Source organism: Streptomyces sp. NPDC104202 (assembly GCF_055584185.1).
In genome coordinates this window covers 1-14,282 of sequence record NZ_JBVJMN010000064.1, presented here as the reverse complement: position 1 = coordinate 14,282, position 14,282 = coordinate 1, and the positions used below count along the sequence as shown (strand labels likewise).

Annotated in this window: 13 protein-coding genes; 11 read left to right on the top strand and 2 right to left on the bottom strand. The window is 71.8% G+C overall.

Annotated features, from left to right (window positions below; translation table 11 throughout):
- Positions 1–138: 138 nt before the first annotated feature.
- Complete coding sequence (locus ACZ60W_RS30880; RefSeq protein WP_469758696.1) at positions 139–1,074, bottom strand: ScbA/BarX family gamma-butyrolactone biosynthesis protein; 936 nt, start codon at positions 1,072–1,074, stop codon at positions 139–141.
- A 127-nt stretch (positions 1,075–1,201) separates the two neighbouring features.
- On the opposite strand from ACZ60W_RS30880, the gene ACZ60W_RS30875 reads away from it, so the two are divergent.
- Both ACZ60W_RS30875 and ACZ60W_RS30870 read left to right on the top strand, forming a co-directional pair.
- Complete coding sequence (locus ACZ60W_RS30875; protein ID WP_469758695.1) at positions 1,202–1,846, top strand: ScbR family autoregulator-binding transcription factor; 645 nt, start codon at positions 1,202–1,204, stop codon at positions 1,844–1,846.
- 89 nt (positions 1,847–1,935) lie between these two features.
- Positions 1,936–2,670: an SDR family oxidoreductase gene (locus ACZ60W_RS30870; RefSeq protein ID WP_469758694.1), complete on the top strand. Its 735-nt coding sequence runs from the start codon at positions 1,936–1,938 to the stop codon at positions 2,668–2,670.
- A 270-nt stretch (positions 2,671–2,940) separates the two neighbouring features.
- Here ACZ60W_RS30870 and ACZ60W_RS30865 read toward each other — a convergent pair whose 3' ends face one another.
- Positions 2,941–4,179, bottom strand: a complete 1,239-nt coding sequence (locus ACZ60W_RS30865; RefSeq protein ID WP_469758693.1) for an IS701 family transposase — start codon at positions 4,177–4,179, stop codon at positions 2,941–2,943.
- 424 nt (positions 4,180–4,603) lie between these two features.
- Between ACZ60W_RS30865 and ACZ60W_RS30860 the strand changes: the two genes are divergently transcribed.
- The 9 genes from ACZ60W_RS30860 (at position 4,604) to ACZ60W_RS30820 (ending at position 14,178) form a co-directional block, all read left to right on the top strand.
- Positions 4,604–5,221 (top strand): TetR family transcriptional regulator, encoded by a 618-nt coding sequence (locus ACZ60W_RS30860; protein ID WP_469758692.1) that lies wholly within the window; start codon positions 4,604–4,606, stop codon positions 5,219–5,221.
- A gap of 553 nt (positions 5,222–5,774) precedes the next feature.
- The gene (locus ACZ60W_RS30855; protein ID WP_469758691.1) at positions 5,775–7,001 is read left to right on the top strand and encodes an FAD-dependent oxidoreductase; all 1,227 of its coding nucleotides are present in this window, start codon (positions 5,775–5,777) and stop codon (positions 6,999–7,001) included.
- A 114-nt stretch (positions 7,002–7,115) separates the two neighbouring features.
- Positions 7,116–7,469: a cupin domain-containing protein gene (locus ACZ60W_RS30850; RefSeq protein WP_469758690.1), complete on the top strand. Its 354-nt coding sequence runs from the start codon at positions 7,116–7,118 to the stop codon at positions 7,467–7,469.
- Positions 7,469–9,070 carry a class I tRNA ligase family protein gene (locus tag ACZ60W_RS30845; RefSeq protein WP_469758689.1) on the top strand — a complete coding sequence of 534 codons (1,602 nt, stop codon included), beginning with the start codon at positions 7,469–7,471 and terminating at the stop codon, positions 9,068–9,070. The genes ACZ60W_RS30850 and ACZ60W_RS30845 overlap by 1 nt, the downstream gene beginning before the upstream one ends.
- 64 nt (positions 9,071–9,134) lie before the next feature.
- Positions 9,135–9,503 carry an aspartate 1-decarboxylase gene (gene panD / locus ACZ60W_RS30840; protein WP_469758688.1) on the top strand — a complete coding sequence of 123 codons (369 nt, stop codon included), beginning with the start codon at positions 9,135–9,137 and terminating at the stop codon, positions 9,501–9,503.
- 65 nt (positions 9,504–9,568) lie between these two features.
- On the top strand, positions 9,569–10,891 hold the full coding sequence (locus ACZ60W_RS30835) for a SidA/IucD/PvdA family monooxygenase (RefSeq protein ID WP_469758687.1): 1,323 nt from the start codon (positions 9,569–9,571) through the stop codon (positions 10,889–10,891).
- Entirely contained in the window at positions 10,888–11,973 is a 1,086-nt protein-coding gene (locus tag ACZ60W_RS30830; RefSeq protein ID WP_469758686.1) for an NAD(P)/FAD-dependent oxidoreductase, read from the top strand. Before ACZ60W_RS30835 ends, ACZ60W_RS30830 begins: the two co-directional genes overlap by 4 nt.
- Positions 11,970–13,310, top strand: coding sequence for a hypothetical protein (locus ACZ60W_RS30825; protein ID WP_469758685.1), 1,341 nt, complete (start codon positions 11,970–11,972; stop codon positions 13,308–13,310). The genes ACZ60W_RS30830 and ACZ60W_RS30825 overlap by 4 nt, the downstream gene beginning before the upstream one ends.
- A gap of 4 nt (positions 13,311–13,314) precedes the next feature.
- Complete coding sequence (locus ACZ60W_RS30820; RefSeq protein WP_469758684.1) at positions 13,315–14,178, top strand: VOC family protein; 864 nt, start codon at positions 13,315–13,317, stop codon at positions 14,176–14,178.
- Positions 14,179–14,282: the final 104 nt, after the last annotated feature.

Below are 14,282 nucleotides of genomic sequence, written 5' to 3'. Positions count from 1 at the left end.
CGCCGTCGGCCCGCGCCCCTCCGGAGCGGAGGGGCGCGGGCCGAGGGTCGGGTGGTGGCGGTTCGTGTGCCGGTCCGCCACCTGCCGCAGGGGCGCTGAGCAGCGGCAGCGGTCACCATGCCGCCGGGCGCCGGGGTCTCAGGCGTGCTCGCGCGCGGTCACGTGCACGGAGAAGACCTTCGCGCCGGTCTGGTGTCCGGTGACCTCGGTGCGGACGACTCCGCTCTTGCTGCGGCGCAGCGGGGTCGCCTCGACCCAGCAGGGCGAGTCCAGCTCGACGTAGCGGAGGAACCGGGCGTCGAACTCGGTGGGGACGGTCTGGGCGGCGTCGGACAGGGCCTGAGTGGCCTGGGCGGCGGCTTCGAGGAACACCAGCCCCGGTATGTGGTCGTGTGCGTGGTCGAAGAAGGAGCGGTTGGCGGTGTTCACGCGCAGCTGCCAGCGGTGCGACTCTCCGAGCGGGCTCAGGACGGCGTCGTCGAGCGAGGTCTGCCGGCCCCGGGTGGTGTCGTCGAGGGCGGGCCCGAGGGGGAGGGCGCGCGCGGTGCTGGCCTGCGCGTCCGCGTAGGCCCCGCGCAGCCTGTCGTATATCGCGGGAGGGTGAGCGGTGTAGCGGACGCGGGCGATGCCGAGGGGTTCCCCGTCGCGCGCCGCGGTGATCTGCGTGGCCAGGCGGACGGATCCCAGGCGATGGTGGGTCACCTCGGTGTGGGAGACCGTCAGGTGCACGACGGCCGGCGCCGGTCGGATCCGCATGGCCGCCGGGACGACGGAGCAGTCGTAGGACTCCCAGGCGAGGCGGAAGTCGAGGGGTACGTCGTGGGCGACATGGGACAACAGGGAGAGCGACTGGCGGATCGTCTCGGACAGGAGGAGGGGGTGGTAGTGCCCGTCGTGGGAGGTGTAGAAGGGGTGACGCGCGGGCCAGTCGGCGATGACGGTGTGGGAGACGCCGTCACCGTGGCTGCGCCATCCCGACAGGAACGCCTGATCGGGCGCGGTCTTTCGGGTCAGAGTCTTGGGGGCGTGCTGGATGTCCTCGAGAGGCGTGATTAAGCCAGTTGTGATGTTCATCGGGTGTTCCCCCTGGAACGATGCGGGTTGGGTGCACGCGGCTGCTGCAGACAACAGTGCGATGGACCCTTGCGCGTAACATAGAGATGATTATGTTTATTTGTCGAGAGGCAGTGGAGGCGGATGCATGGCGCAGCAAGAGCGGAGTGTTCGGACACGTGCGGCCATCCTGAGAGCGGGCGCCGAGGTCTTCGCCGAACTCGGGTTCGCCGGGGCGAGCGTCAGCAAGATCACGAGACGGGCGAACCTGACGCTGGGGGCGCTGTACTTCCACTTCGAGTCGAAGGAGGAGCTCGCCCGTGAGATCGTCCGGAGCCAGCCCGAGCTGGTGACCCGGTCCACGTCCGCCGGCGTGCAGGGGGCCGTGGACATCACCATGGCGTGGGCGACGCAGTTGCGGGAGGACCCTTTACTGCTGGCGGGCGCCCGACTGGTGATGGACCAGGAGTACTTCGTCTCCGGGGAGCAGGACAACTCCTACCGGCAGTGGGCGGAGGTGCTCCTGCCGTTCCTGTACCAGGGCAGCGAGAACGGCGAGCTGCGGCCGGACGTGGAGGTGCGGTCGCTGGCGCAGCTCGTGGTGAACGCCTGTACCGGGGCGCAGATGAACGCCCAGCTCGACAGCGGGCGACGGGACCTGCCGGAGCGCATCCGGCAGATGTGGGTCCTGCTGCTGCCGCTCGTCGCCAGCGAGGAGTGTGCGAGCAGGGTCGTCGAGACGGTGCGCTTCGACGAGGACGGTTCACCTTCGGATGGCGTGAATCGCACTTGAACGCCCGCTGAGGAGTGCCGCGCCCGCCGTGCATGGCGTTCAATCTGGCTATGTCACACACAGGGGGAGCGTTACAGGATCGCACCGTCATGATCACCGGAGCGTCGAGCGGCATCGGGGCCGCCGCCGCGACGCTCTTCGCCAGGGAGGGCGCGGCCGTCGTGCTGGTGGCCCGGCGCGAGGAGAGACTGCGGGAACTGGCCGGGGCGATCCGCGCGGACGGGGGGAGGGCCCTGGCCGTCCCCGGAGACGTGCGGATACCCGAGGAGGTGGGGGAGGCCGTCTCCCGGGCGGTCGCGGAGTTCGGCTCGCTGGACGCGGCCTTCAACAACGCCGGCGAGGGGGCGTTCGGCCCCGTCCTGCACGAACTGCACGAGGACGTCTACGACACGGTCATGGACGTCAACGTACGGGGCGTCTGGAACTGCATGCGCCAGCAGATCCCCGTCATGCTGCGCCAGGAACACGGTGGCGCGATCGTCAACACGTCCAGCGTCGCCGGGCATTCGGCGACGGGCGCGTCGGCCCCGTACATCGCGGCCAAGCACGCGGTCATCGGCCTCACCCGAGCCGCCGCGGCGGAGTACGGGGCCGCGGGCATCCGGGTGAACGCGCTGACGGTGGGAGCCACCCGCACCGACCAGCTGGAGCCGTACCTGGACGGCACCGCCGAGGCGGTCTTGAGGCTGACCGGACGCGCGGTGCAGAAGCGGCTGGCGGATCCGGAGGAGATCGCGCAGGCCGCGCTGTGGCTGTGCAGTGCCCGGGCGTCGTTCGTCACCGGCGGAGCGGTGGCGGTGGACGGCGGGTGGAGCGCGGTGTGAACCGCCCGGCGCGGTAGTGCGCGCGCCGCGCCGGAGGAACCGCGGCGGCCCGCGCGGTGCTCGCGCGCCGGCCGGATCCGGGTCTGGGGGAGTGCGGGTGAACCCCCGTCCCGTGGCACGGAACGCGTGCCACGGGACCTGCGCCACCGGGCCCGCCGCGTGAGGCCGCGCGCGTCAGACCGTATGCGGGGGACCGCGCGTCAGGCCGCGCGCGTCAGATCGCATGCGTGAGGCGGCGCGCCTCAGACCGTATGCGTGAGACCGCGTGCGTCAGACCGGAAGCCGCTCCGGTCGCCGGGGCGACCTGATCAGCCGGGCGGGGGGAATGACGCCGGCGAGGCCGGCCGGGTCGACCTCCGACAGTTCCTGGAAACCGCAGGCCGCCGACACCAGCGTCACATGGCGGTGCCAGCCGGGATAGGACCTGCCCTCGAAGTCCTGGAGTCCGAAGCTGCCCTCCAGCCGGCGCATCGCGCGGGGGGTGGTGGCCGGCAGGGCCGCCAGTTCCAGAAGCTCCTCCATCGACAGGTGGACGAGGGTGGTGAGCCACAGTGCGGTGGACTGCTCGCCGTCGCGGGGGACTTCGTAGAACAGCCGGTAGAAGCGCTGGGGCTGCGGCCCGCGGGGGAGGCGTACCAAGCCGGTGACCACACGGGTCAGGCCGGAGGAGCGAAGGTGGCTCGCCCCCAGGACCGAGCGGAGCAGTTCGCCTTCCGTCTCCAGGAAACGGCGCGCGCTGATCGGCGCGGCGCAACCGTCGGCGGCCGGATCGGACGGACGGGCCGTGGCGGGAGGCTGGACGGCCAGGCTGCCGGGGACGGCGACGACGAAGTCGTGGGCGCGCTGCCGCAGCCCGAGGAGGAGTCGGTCGGACTCCTTGTACTCGCGCAGATCCGCCACGAGCGGGAGGGCCGGGGAATCGTCGGCGGCCAGCGTGTCGGCCAGGTCGAGCACCTGGGCCCAGGCGGGAAGGGGGTGGACGGCTTCCGGGATGCGCGTGCGGTGGCGCAGCTTCTCCTCACTCCACTCGCTCGGCAGGTGCAGGCGCCAGTCCACGGGAATCTGACCGCGGCTGGTGGCCAGGAACTGCCCGATGCCGACCTGGCAGTTGATGGTCCGGCCCAGCGTCGGCACGAACCTGCGGTGCACCCCGCAGGACTGGTCACCACGTTTGGGCGCCACGGCGACACCGATGGTCCACGCCTTCGGGCGCGTCCGCTGCTCGACCCAGCGCCTCAGCTCGCCCCGGACCGGCTTCCAGTCCCAGGGGCTGGCGTTGATGAAGCGGTGCAGCGACTGCGAGGCGGTGGGGGAGTCGGTGATGGCGGCAGCCAGGCTGCGCATGGACTTCCTGCCGGAGACCGACAGGAGTCCCGTCAGGTAGGCGGCGGCCCAGCGGCGCTGGTCCGCCCGCGGTAAGTGGGTGAAGAGCTGATCGGCGAAACCGGCGACGCGATGCCCTTCCTCCAGGGTGGACAGCCGGTCGGCACCGTACGCGAAGTTGATCATAAGGGGCTCCGTGGTGCGGCTCGGGGGGCGACGGCGAAAGAATAATAGCTTCTGCTATTTTTTTGTCGAAGTGAACCAGCCAACCCGCCGACAGCCCGCGCCGCCGGGGCCGGAAGCCTGAACCGGCCAACCGTGATCGACGGGGTTGTCGACGCTGACCTGCGACGTCACACTTGCCGCCACGACCGCTGGACAACGAGGCCGGCCCGTCGGCAGCGCCCGCAGACAGGCTCCGCAGGTACGTTCCGCTTCCGTGGAGGGCCGTCCGGCCCTCCAGCATCGGACCCGATCCGGCGACGGACAGGGCGGCGCACCCCGCCTTCGCGGCGCCTGCCGTACGCGTGGTGCGCTCGTCCGCCGTCCTCGCTGTCGGCGCCGGAAGGGGCCGTCTTGTTGCCCACCCACCAGCGCACCGGAGACATGCATGACGAGGCAGTTACGGGCGGTACGCACCCGGCAGGCTTTGGTGAACGCCGCAGCGACCGAGTTCGACCGGAGCGGCTACGCCGGCGCCGCACTGAACCGGGTCTGCCGGGCCGCCGGGATCACCATGGGTGCCCTGACGTTCCACTTCTCGACCAAGGGTGAACTGGCGGCCGCTGTGCAGGCGAAGGGCCAGGCCGTCACCCGGGCCGCCCTCGCCGCCCTGCCGTCGGGCCCGGCGCCCGCGCTGCACCGGGCCATCGACGTGACGCTCGAACTGGCGCGGCTGCTCGAGGAGGAGCCGGCCGTCCGCTCCGCGGCGCGGCTCAGCCGTGAGCGGCCGGACGGGGACCTCGCCTGGGCCACGTCCTGGGTCACCGCCGTCCAGGACCTCTTCAGTCAGGCGTATCGGGACGGGCAACTGCACGCCGCGGTCCGCCCGGAGGATCTGGCGGTGCTGTCGCGGTTCCTGATTCTCGGCGCCGAGGTGAGGGCGCGCGCCGAGAGCGAGCAGAGGGACGAGGAGCCGCGCGAGCCGGGCGCGGTGGAAGAGGTCAGACAGATGTGGGACATCATCCAGCGCGGCATCTGCGGTCCCTCGCGCCTCGCGCCGTCGTGACCAGGCCGGTCGGGTGACGCGGGGATCGCCGGCGAGGCCCTCTCCCTCCGGTCCCCGGTCTTCGAGCCGGGAGTGACATTCGCATCTTTGCCCGATTCGGGGTGCGATTTTCGCAAGTCGACATTGCCGCCCCCCGCTTCGGCGCGGATTGTGGATGCCGCGACCGACACTCGTACCGAAGACGGACCAGTGAGGGAGGCGGGACCGGCGTGTGTGATCAGCGCGTGGGTACCGTCGACTTCCACCGGCCCACGAGATTGTTCCCTCTGCGACCGAAAGCGTCCGCGCGGCGATCCGGAGCGGCGGCGCTTCCCCCCTAGTGACCCGAAGAGCCCCGAGAAACACGGCCGTCAGCAGGCCGGATCCCCTCTCCCCGGAGTGGCCCCGGGGTTCTTCCGACCGTGACTTCCCCGTGCGCTGCCGCACTCTTCGTCCTGCGGCAACCCTCTTGATTCGACCGGCTCGGAATTCCGGCTGCCCATTTCCGGGGCGGTCGATACGGCAATGCATTGAACGTGCTTCTGTGGAGGATTCCATGGCGACAGTTGAGCGTGTGGACGCAGTGGTGATCGGCGGCGGAATAGCCGGGTCCGCCCTGGCGGCGGCGCTGGCGGGCGACGGATACGAGGTCCTGCTCCTGGAACGGCAGACCGTCTACCGGGACAAGGTGCGCGGCGAGGTGATCAACTGCTGGGGCGTGGTCGAACTCCTCGCCCTCGGCCTGGAGAAGCGGCTGCTCGCCGCGGGCGGCACCTACATCGACCGCTTCGTCGGATACGACGAGATCACCGACCCGGAGACCGCCTGGGCCAACGCCCTCCACCTGGACCGGATGCTTCCCGGCATCCGCGGCGTGCTCGACGTCGGTCATCCCGAGGCGTGCGAGGCGCTCGCCACCGCCGCCGCCGACGCCGGGGCCACCGTCGTGCGGGGGATCGGCGACGTCACGGTGACCGGCGGCGCGAACCCGAGCGTGCGCTACGAACACGACGACGTCGAGTACGAGGTCCCCTGCCGGCTCGTCGTCGGAGCGGACGGCCGCACCTCGACCGTGCGGCGCCAGCTCGGCATCTCCCTGACCCAGACGCCGCCGAACTCACTGGGCGGCGGCATGCTCGTGGAGGACCTCCACGACTGGCCCGCCAACGTCACCTCGATCGGCACCGAGAAGGACCTGCTCTACTTCGTCTTCCCCCGCTCGGGCGCCAAGGCCCGGCTGTACCTGCTGCACGACGTCGCCCAGAAGGGCCGCTTCTCCGGCCCCACCCGGCAGGCCGACTTCCTCAAGGCGTTCCAGCTCGACTGCATCCCCGACAGCGACATGTTCGCCGCCGTCACCCCCTCGGAGTCCTGCGCCTTCTACCCGATGAACGACGCCTGGACGGACGGCCCCGCCGTCCCCGGCGCGGTGCTGATCGGCGACGCGGCCGGCTGGACCGACCCGGTGGTCGGCCAGGGCCTCTCGATCGCGCTCCGGGACGCCCGCCTGGTCTGGGAGGCGCTGCGGTCCAGCACCACGTGGTCGACGGCGACCCTCAAGCCGTACGTCGACGAACGCGAGGAGCGGATGCGCCGCCTGCGCATCTCGGGCTCCGTACGGACCGCGATGAACCTGACCTTCACCCCCGAAGGCGTCGCCCGCCGCAAGGCGTACGCCAAGGCGTGGCCCACCGACCCGGTGCTGGCCGGCTCGCGGCTCGCCACCTTCAAGGGGGCCTACGGCGTTGCTGACGAATCGTTTCACCCCGACACCATCCGGCGCGTGCTCGCCCTCGGCTAGGCCGTCCTTCCCGGATCTCGCCTGGCCCGTGCCGGGCGGCACGGGCCAGGCGAGATCCGAAGGACACCCCCTGGCCCGGCCGGCTCCTACGCACCCATCGAAGGGACCTTCCTCATGCACGTGAAGACCGACGCCCACGACGCCCGGATCCGGAAGAACGGCTGCGACATCCGCGAGCTCTACCCCTGGGACGGCGTCGTCGTCCCGCCGTGGAACAGCACGCTGTGCTCCATCCGGCCGACCGAGTCCAGCACGCCCCACGGCCACGCCACCGACGAGACCTTCATCTTCATCAGCGGCGAGGGCCACCTGCGGGTCGGCGACGAGGAGCGCGGGATCACCCCGGGCGACGTCGTCTACATCCCGCACGGCACCGACCACAAGGTCACGAACACCAGCGCGTCCGACCCGCTGACCTTCGTCAGCATCTACTGGCTCCAGCCCGCCGACCACGGCAAGGACGCGTGATGACCGACTCCACCGGTGACGACGTCCCCGCCCCGCGCCGCGTCAACGTCACCTTCTCCCCGCCCACGCCCAACGGCGACCTGCACCTGGGCCACCTCGCCGGCCCCGTCCTCAACAGTGACGTGTGCGCCCGGTCCCAGAAGGTCCTCGGGCACGACGTCGCCTTCGCCACCAGCACCGACGACAACCAGACCTATGTCGTCACCACCGCCGAACGGCTCGGGACCACGCCGGAGGAGCTCATCCAGCACGCGCTGGAGAGCGTGACGAAGTCCCTGGAACTGGCCGGCGTCGACGTCGACCTCTTCGAACGGCCGGACGAGGACTACACCACGTTCGTCCGCTCCTTCTTCACCCGGCTCTGGGAGCACGGCGCGTTCGACCTCCGCGAGGTCGAGCTCCCGTTCGACGCCACCACCGGCGAGTACAAGGCGGAGGCGTTCGTCACGGGCCGCTGCCCCACCTGCCTCGCCCACGCCAGGGCCGGCGTCTGCGAGGCCTGCGGCCTCTACAACCTGCCCGGCGCCCTGCTGCCCGTGACCGACACGGCGTCCGCCCTGCCGCGGCGCACCGTCTCGATCTGGGTCCTCGACCTCGAACGCCACCGGTCCCTGATCACCAACTGGTACCGGACCACCGACGTGCAGCTGCGCCCGGACCTGGCCAAGGTCGTCGCCGACTCGCTCGCCGGACGGCTGCCCTACATCCCCCTCACCTACCCCACGGCCTGGGGCATCACCGTCGAGTGGGACGGTCCCGACATCCAGCCGCAGGCCATCAACGCCTGGCCGGAGATCTACGTCGGCCACCTGTACTGGCTGCAGCAGGCACGCCTCGACACCCAGGCCGCATGCGACGAACTCGTCCAGTTCATCGGCATCGACAACGGCTTCTACAACGCCTTCGTCTACGTGACGCTGGCCCTGCTCGCGGCCCGCCACGGCATGCCGGTGCCCCTCCCGAAGACGCGCACGCTCACCAACCAGTACTACATGCTGGAGGGCCGCAAGTTCTCCACCAGCAAGGGCGACGTGCGCTGGGCGCGCGACTACCTGGAGTCCGTCGGCCGTGACCGGGCGCGGTTCGTCCTCGCCCTGACCAGCCCCGAACTGCAGCAGGCGGAGTTCAGCGAGCCCATCGCGGCCGACACCATCGCCGCACGCTACGACGCCCCCCTCACGGCCATCGCCGACCAGCTCGGAGCCCTGACCGGCCGTCACATCGACGCGACGCCCTCGCCCTGGTGGGATGCGGCCCTGGGGGCCTCCCGGCGACGCTTCGAGGACGCCTACCGGCTGGAGAACTTCAGCGTCCGCAAGGCCGCCGAGGCGGTCGCCCTCCACCTGGAGGTGCTGGCGCTCCGCTCCGCCCGGATCCAGGCCGACGACGCCGGCGAGGTCTCCGGCGCGCTGCGGTTCCTGTGGGCCCTGCGCACCCTGGCCTGGCCGATCACCCCCGACCTCGCCGAGAACATCTCCACCGCCTTCGCGGGCCCCACCACCGTCGGCAAGGCGCCCCTGCTCGCCGACCTCTCCAGCACGCCGGAGAACCCCTTCCGCGGCCTGGTCATCCCGGCCGCCCCGCCCGCCCCGACCACCTGACCCGCGGGGCGATCCGCCCCGCACACCACACCCGCACGGACGACACCCCTCAAGGAGATCCCTCATGCTGCGCACCTTCATGAACGCGAAGATCCACCGCGCCACCGTCACCGACAGTAACCTGAACTACGTCGGTTCCATCACCATCTCGCCGGAGCTGCTCGACGCCGCCGACATCGGCGTCCACGAGCTCGTGCACGTCGTCAACGTCAACAACGGCGCGCGCTTCGAGACGTACACGATCCTCGGCGAGCCGGCGGCCAACCAGGTCATCGTGAACGGCGCCGCCGCCCGTCTCGTGGAGACCGGCGACAAGGTCATCATCATCAGCTACGCGCAGCTCACCCCCGACGAGGTCGCCGACCACAAGTCCCGGGTGGTCCACGTCGACGACACCAACACGATCACCGAGACGGCGCTCCTCGGCGCGTGACCTCCTGAATTGTCCGTCCCGCAACGACGTTCCTGCATGCACGACGAGTCGAGGATGCGTGAACCGTGACAACCCATGAGATCCACCCGGTGCTGGGAGTGGGGTTCGGACCCGCGAACCTCTCCCTGGCGGTCGCGCTCGAAGAGCGCGGCCGCGCCGGCCTCGCCCACTTCATCGAGCGGGCCCCCCGGTTCCAATGGCAGCAAGAACAGCTCCTCCCGGGCGCGGACATCCAGAACAACCCCTTCCGCGACCTGGCCATGCAACGCAACCCGGACAGCCCGCACACCTTCGTCAAGTACCTCGCCGCGCGCGGTGACCTGACGGACTACCTCCACCTGAACGCCAAGTTCCCGCTGCGCAGGGAGTACTCGGGCTACCTCGCGTGGGTCGCCGAGACCTTCCGCGACCAGGTGGACTACGGCCGGTCGGCCGTGAACCTCTCGCTCGTCGAGGGCGACGACGGCGGCGAGCTGTTCTGCGTCGACACCGACGACGGCGGCCGCTACCTCGGCCGCAGCGTCTCCGTGGGCACCGGGCGCTCGCCACGGATCCCCTACGCGTTCCAGAAGGGCCTCGGGGAGAGCGCCTTCCACTCCACCCGGTACCTCTCGGCCATGGAGCGCTTCAAGGACCAGGCGATCCGGGTCGCCGTCGTCGGGGCCAGCCAGAGTGCGATCGAGATCATCCTCGACCTGCTGGGCCGCCCCAACGTGCGGCAGGTGACCGCGGTCCACCGCAGCATCGGGTTCCGGCTCAAGGACACCAGCCCGTACAGCAGGCAGGTGTTCCTCCCCGAGTTCGTGGACTACTTCCACCCGCTCTCCAGCGCCAAGAAGCGCCGCCTGCGCGACGAACTGCGGTCCATCAACTACGCGGCCTGCGACCAGGACGTGATCGACCGCCTCGTCGGCGTGCAGCGCGAGTACGGCCTCACGGGCTCCGACCGCCTCGTGATGAAGCCCTTCCGGGAGGCCGTCATCAGCCGGCCGCACGGCCAGGGGCACCGGATGGTCCTGCGCGACATCAACCACCTCACCGAGGAGACCCTCGACGCCGACGTCGTCATCCTGGCGACCGGCTTCCGGGACTTCGGCGGCGAACCGGGCGACGAGCCGTACCACCCGCTCCTGGAAGGCATCGCCCACCGTCTCCCCCTCGACGAGGAAGGCACCCCCGTCGTCGCACGGGACTACTCGATCGAACTCAAGACGGAGGCCGGCACCCCGAGGCCCCTCAAGGTCTACCTCAACGGGCTCTGCGAGGCGAGCCACGGCATGGGCGACGCCGGCGCGCTGGCCATGCTCTCGGTACGGGCGACCGACATCGTCGACTCGATCCTGAGTCACGACCACGAGGAGCTGCTGGCCACCGGGATCGCACCGTGACCCGGTCCGCCCTCACCGCCGACGTCGCCGTCGTCGGCGGCGGGATCATCGGGCTCGCCACGGCCGAGAGGCTGAGCTCCCGGGGTCTCTCCGTCGCCGTCATCGACGCGGCAGGCATCGCCGGAGGCGCCACGGGCGCCTCCGGCGGGCTCGTCCGCGCCTTCGACCTGTCCGCCTCCCGGCGTCGGTCGGCCGCCGCCGGCCTGGACCTCTACCTGCGCCGGGGCCACCGCGGCACCTGGCCCGCGATACGCCGGCAGGGGAGCCTGAGCCTCGTGCCGCGCGGCGACCTCCCGCAGGCCGCGGCGGCGGTCGCGGAGCTCGGCGCCGCCGGCCACGAGGCGGAGATCCTCACCGCCCACGACCTCGCCACCCGCTTCCCGGCCCTCGACCTGCCCGACGACCTGGTCGCGGTCCACGAACCGAACGCCGGCTGGCTCCCCGTCGGACGAGTGGCCCACGCCATGGCACGCGACGCGGGCACCCGGCTCCGCCTGGTCCCGGCCCGCGCCACCCGTCTGCTCACGTCCGGCTCGCGCGCCACCGGGGTCCACACCACCGGGGGACCGGTGCACGCCCGCGCCGTCCTGCTGGCGGCCGGCACTGGCAGCACCTCCCTGGCCGCGAGCGTCGGCGTCCACCTGCCGCTGCGCACCAGGGCCGTCGGCTACTGCCTGTTCCGGGTCGGCGAACCGGAGGCGGATCTCACCACGCTCCCCACCGTCGTGGACACCACCACGGGCGCCTGGCTGCGCCCGTGGGGAGCGGACTCACTGGTCCTCGCGGGCGTCTCCTCACCGGAGACCGACGTCCCCGCGACCGTCCGACCGGGCGTGTCGGCGCAGGAGGAGGAGCGCGTCCGCGCGATCGTCCGCCACCGCTACCCGCACCTGGCCACGGCCCCGCTCACGGGCGGCGTCACCGCCTACGACGCGATGGCACCCACGGGAAGCGGCGAGGTCGCGCGGACCGGACTGGACGGTCTCGTCACCGCGACCGGCTGGAACGGCAGCGGATTCAAACTGGCGCCGGCGGCCGGCGAACGCGCGGCCGCCCTGCTCCAGGAGGTGGCCGCCCGATGACGGCCGCCGTCCGCCTCAACCCCACCGACGAGATGCTCCACCGCGCCGCCGACACCCTCGGCTCCAGCCGGATCGTGCAGGTGCTGTGGACCTTCCGGGACCCGGTGTCCGACGCCGCGCTGAAAGCCGCCTGGGACGCCCTCGACCAGGGCCGGCTGAGCCGTCGCGCCCGGAGCTCGCCCGTCCCCGGGGCACGCCGCAGCTGGGTGCCCGCCAGGAACGAGGAAGCCCTCGACACCACGTCGGCACCGCTGACCGACGCCACCCTGACCGACTGGATCGACACCCAGGTCAAGGCGCCGCTCCTCCCCGGAAGCTCCGCCCTCTGGCGACTCGCCGCCGCCCCCTACGGTGACGGCACGCTCGTCTCCCTGACCGTGCCCCACTTCCGCTGCGACGGGCTCGGCATCTTCCGGGCCATCGGCTCGGGCGGTGGCGACACCCACCGCGCGTCCACCGGCCCCGGGCCGTGGGACGACCTCGCCGACCTGGCACGGCAGACGTTCCTCGGCGGCCTGGCCGCCGCGCGCTGGCTCCCGGCGACCCTGGCGGACGCGGACCGGCTCGCCGGGATCAGGACCGCACTGCGGCCCCCGGAACCGGCCCGTCCCGAACCCCCGGCCGAACCGCGCTTCTTCACCTCGGCGATCTTCGAGACGGACGCCGCCGGGTGGGAGCGCCGAGCGGACGCGCACGGCGGGACGACCAACAGTCTCTTCGTCGAGATCGCGGCCAACCTCGTCCGGACGACGGGGGCGGGCGACGCGTCGGAACCCTTCGACGTCGGCATCCCCGTGAGCCTGCGGCGGTCCGACCAGGACGCGCGGGCCAACGCACTGGTGGTGATGCCGCTCACCGTGCCCGGCGGCCCTGCCCGGCACCGGAGCCTCCGGCAGACCCGGCAGGCGACGAAGGAGCTCCTCCGGACCGCGGACGAGCACAGCGGCACCCTCGTCCCGGAGCCCCTGTGGCACCTCCTCCCGGAGCGCCACGCCCACCGCCTCAAGAACCCCGGGGCCCAGCAGACCGCCGTCGTCGCCTCCAACTTCGGCCGGACCCCCGAGGCGATCGGCCGGTTCACCGGCCAGGAGGCCGCGGGCATCGCCGTCCGCACCATGAACGTGCCGGGTGTGCTCCCGGACCGGGCCCGCCTGCGTGCCTCGCTCTGCCTGCTCCGGACCGGCGACCGGCTGACCGTGACCGTGACCGGCATCCCCGACCGCTTCGGCGACGCCACGTCCTTGCGACGCCTCGTCCAGGAGGAGCTGGAGTCCTGGGGACTCACCGTCCAGCGATGGTGGGGCGCTCCCACGCCGCACCCTGTGAAGGAGTCTTGACGCGATGTCCCCTGTTCCCGCAGCGGCGCTGCCGGACCGCTGGTTCCGCACCACACCCGATTCCGCCCAGCTGGCGGGCCCGCGTCTGCTGGCCCGCTCCCTCATCCCCGTCTCGCTCCTCGACGAACGCATCCGCGCCTACGAACGGCTATCCGGAACCCCCGCCGACCTGAGGATGCCGATCCCCGACTTCGGCGGCCTGGAGCTCGCCGCGGTCGGCAACATGCTCCTGATCGCCAGCGCGCGGCCGTTCACCGACATGCAGCGCCGGACCGCCTACTCCGTGATCGTGCCCTCGCTCGACGGCGCGCTGAGCCGGCTGGACCGGGTCGGCACCACCCTGCTGGAACCCCCCGAGCGGATCCTGCCGGGCGCCCGCGCCCGCGTCCGCTTCCCCGACGGCGCGATCGCCGAGCTAGTGGAGCACCGCCCGAACCCGGGCGAACGGCCCCGCCCCCCGGAGCTCCGGGGATCAGGGCGCCCCGGCGCGCGGCTGCTCCTCCGCAAGGCGGTGAGCCGGAGCATGTTCGCCTCCCTCGTCCGCCTCTACGAGACGGCCCTCGGCCTCGATCGCGACACCCACCTCCGGGTCGACGCCCCCGACGTCATCGAACTTGCCACCGTCGGGAACCTGCTCGTCGTCGGCACGGACGGCCCGGAGTTCACCCGCGCGTGGGACGTCCGTCTCGCCCTGGTGTCCTCGGCCCCGCAGGGCATCCCGGGTGTCCGGCCGCTGGGAGCCCCCGCCGGCGAACGGCTCGTCCAGCTGGAGGACGGCTCCGTGGCCGAGGTCTGGGACAGCGCCCTCGGCTTCCACGAGACGCCCGCGGCGCCCGCGCGGGGCGCAGCCGGGACCGATGCCGCATGACCGTCAAGCAGAAGGAAGTGCGCCGTCTCGATCGGGTGATCATCCGTTTCGCGGGTGATTCGGGTGACGGTATGCAGCTCACGGGTGACCGGTTCACCTCGGAG

What these genes read in the sequence shown, in the direction of transcription:
- ACZ60W_RS30880 (WP_469758696.1), bottom strand. Translation starts at nt 1,074, where the DNA reads ATGAACATCACAACTGGCTTAATCACGCCTCTCGAGGACATCCAGCAC.
- ACZ60W_RS30875 (WP_469758695.1), top strand. Translation starts at nt 1,202, where the DNA reads ATGGCGCAGCAAGAGCGGAGTGTTCGGACACGTGCGGCCATCCTGAGA.
- ACZ60W_RS30870 (WP_469758694.1), top strand. Translation starts at nt 1,936, where the DNA reads ATGATCACCGGAGCGTCGAGCGGCATCGGGGCCGCCGCCGCGACGCTC.
- ACZ60W_RS30865 (WP_469758693.1), bottom strand. Translation starts at nt 4,179, where the DNA reads ATGATCAACTTCGCGTACGGTGCCGACCGGCTGTCCACCCTGGAGGAA.
- ACZ60W_RS30860 (WP_469758692.1), top strand. Translation starts at nt 4,604, where the DNA reads ATGACGAGGCAGTTACGGGCGGTACGCACCCGGCAGGCTTTGGTGAAC.
- ACZ60W_RS30850 (WP_469758690.1), top strand. Translation starts at nt 7,116, where the DNA reads ATGCACGTGAAGACCGACGCCCACGACGCCCGGATCCGGAAGAACGGC.
- ACZ60W_RS30845 (WP_469758689.1), top strand. Translation starts at nt 7,469, where the DNA reads ATGACCGACTCCACCGGTGACGACGTCCCCGCCCCGCGCCGCGTCAAC.
- panD (WP_469758688.1), top strand. Translation starts at nt 9,135, where the DNA reads ATGCTGCGCACCTTCATGAACGCGAAGATCCACCGCGCCACCGTCACC.
- ACZ60W_RS30825 (WP_469758685.1), top strand. Translation starts at nt 11,970, where the DNA reads ATGACGGCCGCCGTCCGCCTCAACCCCACCGACGAGATGCTCCACCGC.
- ACZ60W_RS30820 (WP_469758684.1), top strand. Translation starts at nt 13,315, where the DNA reads ATGTCCCCTGTTCCCGCAGCGGCGCTGCCGGACCGCTGGTTCCGCACC.